Source organism: Streptomyces botrytidirepellens (assembly GCF_003721215.1).
GTDB classification, from domain to species: domain Bacteria; phylum Actinomycetota; class Actinomycetes; order Streptomycetales; family Streptomycetaceae; genus Streptomyces; species Streptomyces himastatinicus.
The window spans coordinates 1-2,036 of record NZ_RIBZ01000490.1 but is presented as its reverse complement, the minus strand read 5'-3'; the positions used below and the strand labels follow the sequence as shown (position 1 = coordinate 2,036).

Annotated in this window: 3 protein-coding genes and 1 pseudogene; 2 read left to right on the top strand and 2 right to left on the bottom strand. The window is 75.2% G+C overall.

Going from position 1 to position 2,036, the window contains the following annotated elements; genetic code table 11:
• Positions 1-243, bottom strand: a pseudogene (locus EEJ42_RS31895) (PucR family transcriptional regulator); the annotation flags it as partial.
• A gap of 70 nt (positions 244-313) precedes the next feature.
• On the opposite strand from EEJ42_RS31895, the gene EEJ42_RS31890 reads away from it, so the two are divergent.
• Together EEJ42_RS31890 and EEJ42_RS31885 are read left to right on the top strand one after the other, a co-directional pair.
• Entirely contained in the window at positions 314-826 is a 513-nt protein-coding gene (locus tag EEJ42_RS31890) for a hypothetical protein (RefSeq protein WP_123105369.1), read from the top strand.
• Positions 827-933: 107 nt separating this feature from the next.
• Positions 934-1,293 (top strand): DUF1330 domain-containing protein, encoded by a 360-nt coding sequence (locus tag EEJ42_RS31885; RefSeq protein ID WP_123105367.1) that lies wholly within the window; start codon positions 934-936, stop codon positions 1,291-1,293.
• Positions 1,294-1,309: 16 nt separating this feature from the next.
• Here the strand turns inward: EEJ42_RS31885 and EEJ42_RS31880 are convergent.
• Positions 1,310-2,036, bottom strand: a 727-nt coding sequence (locus EEJ42_RS31880; RefSeq protein ID WP_246097530.1) for a gamma-glutamyltransferase, incomplete at its 5' end; no start/stop codon positions are given.

The window sequence follows — 2,036 nt, the reverse complement described above, 5'->3', positions numbered from 1 at the left end:
GCCGCGGCGGTGCAGCGCGACGGCCGCCTCGGCGGCGAGCCGCCGCAGCGACGCGGGGGGCGGCGGGTCGTCCGCCGTGGCCAGCACGGAGCCGTCGGTCCCGATGAGCATGGCAGGGCCCCCGGCGCGCCGGGTGAGCTGGTCGAGCATGGCCCGTACCGCCCCGCGCCGGGCGGCGAGCCGGGCGAGGGCGAGCACGTCGTCGGCGCGTTCCGCTCGCGCGCCGGAGGGCGAAGCTGCCATGGAACCGCACCTTAGTTCCTCCGGTCCGGCGCTGGTGAGGCCCCTTTCGGCGGCCGATATCGTCGGCGGGGTGTCCGCCGTCATAGCTGCCATGATCACTGCCGTCGTCGGTGTCCTCGGCACGCTCTTCGCGCCCCTGCTGCACCAGCGGTTGACGGTGCGTCAGCGCGCGGAGGAGGTCCGCACCGAGGACCGCCGCCGCCGTTTCGAGGAGCGCCGGGCCGCCTACACCGCCATGAACCGCGCCTCCCGGCAGTTCCACACCCTCCTCAAGGACGCGCTGCACCGCATCCGGGACGGCGTCTACACGGACGACGACCGCGCCCGGCTGGAGGAGGCCCGGCGCGACTACCGGGACCAGTACGCCGAGGCCCAGATGATCGTCCCCGAACGCGTCCTCGCCGCCTCCCGCGACCTGAACACCGTCCTGGCCGGTATCGACGCGGTGGCCAAGCGCATCGACCGCGGTCTCCCCCGGGAGGGCGAGACCGCCGCGGTCGCGCTGCTCGAACTGAAGGACGCCGAGCCGCGGCTGTCGGAGATGCGGCGCATCATGCGCGAGGACCTGGGCCTCACGGACTGAGGCGGCGCAATGACGTGCCGGGTAATCGACGGTTCCCCGGGGCCGCGCGAGGGTGGTCCCCCAACGGCCGTCGCATGGCAGCCGCCGCGAATCCGCCGGGAGGAACCATGACCGTCTACGCCCTGGCCCACCTGCGAGACCGTAGTCCGCACCCCGACATCGTCGAGTACCTGGAGCGCATCCAGGCCACCCTCGACCCCTACCACGCCCGCTTCGTCATCCACGGAGCCCCGGTGGAGGTGGTGGAGGGGACGTGGCCGGGCAGCGTGGTCCTGATCGAGTTCCCGGACGTGGTGCGGGCCCGGGAGTGGTACGCGTCGCCCGCGTACCAGGACATCCTGCCGCTGCGGACGGACCACATCGAGGGGGACGTGGTCCTCCTGGAGGGCGTGGGCCCGGACTACGACCCGGTCGAACGCGCCGCCAAACTCCGCGCGGCAGACGCGGGGTACTCGGCCGAGGTCTAGCCCCCGGCGCCACGGCTCAGCGGCCCACCGCGTAGCCCTGGGCGCCGCGGGGGTTGGCTCCGGCCAGCAGGACGCCCGTCTCCGGGTCGCGCGCCACCGCGCACAGCCGGCCCTCCGACCATGCCTCGCCCACCGCCACGTCGTGGCCGCGGCGGCGCAGTTCCGCCAGCGCGGGCTCGCCGATCCGCGGCTCCACGACGACCCGGCCCGCCGTCATCGCGCGGGGGTGGAAGGAGCCGGGGAAGCTCTCCTGGTGCCAGTTGGGGGCGTCGATGGCGCCTTGGAGGTCGAGCCCGGAGCGTACGGCCGCGTCGCCGCGCAGGGCGACGTGGAGGAAGAAGTGCAGGCTCCACTGGTCCTGCTGGTCGCCGCCCGGTGTGCCGAACGCGAGGACCGGGGTGTCGCCGCGCAGCGCGAGCGACGGGGTGAGGGTGGTGCGCGGGCGGCGGCCGGGGGTCAGGGAGTTCGGCAGGCCGGGGTCCAGCCAGGCCATCTGGAGCCGGGTGCCGAGCGGGAAGCCGAGCGCGGGGATGACGGGGTTGGACTGGAGCCAGCCACCGCTGGGGGTGGCGGCGACCATGTTGCCCCAGCGGTCGACGACGTCGAGGTGGCAGGTGTCGCCCCGGGTGGCGCCGTCCGCGCCGACGGCAGGTTCGCCGCCCACGGTCGGCGCGCCGCCGACGGTCGGTTCCCTGCCGACGGCCGGGCCCCCGCCGACGGTCGGCTCGCCGCTGCCCGGCGCG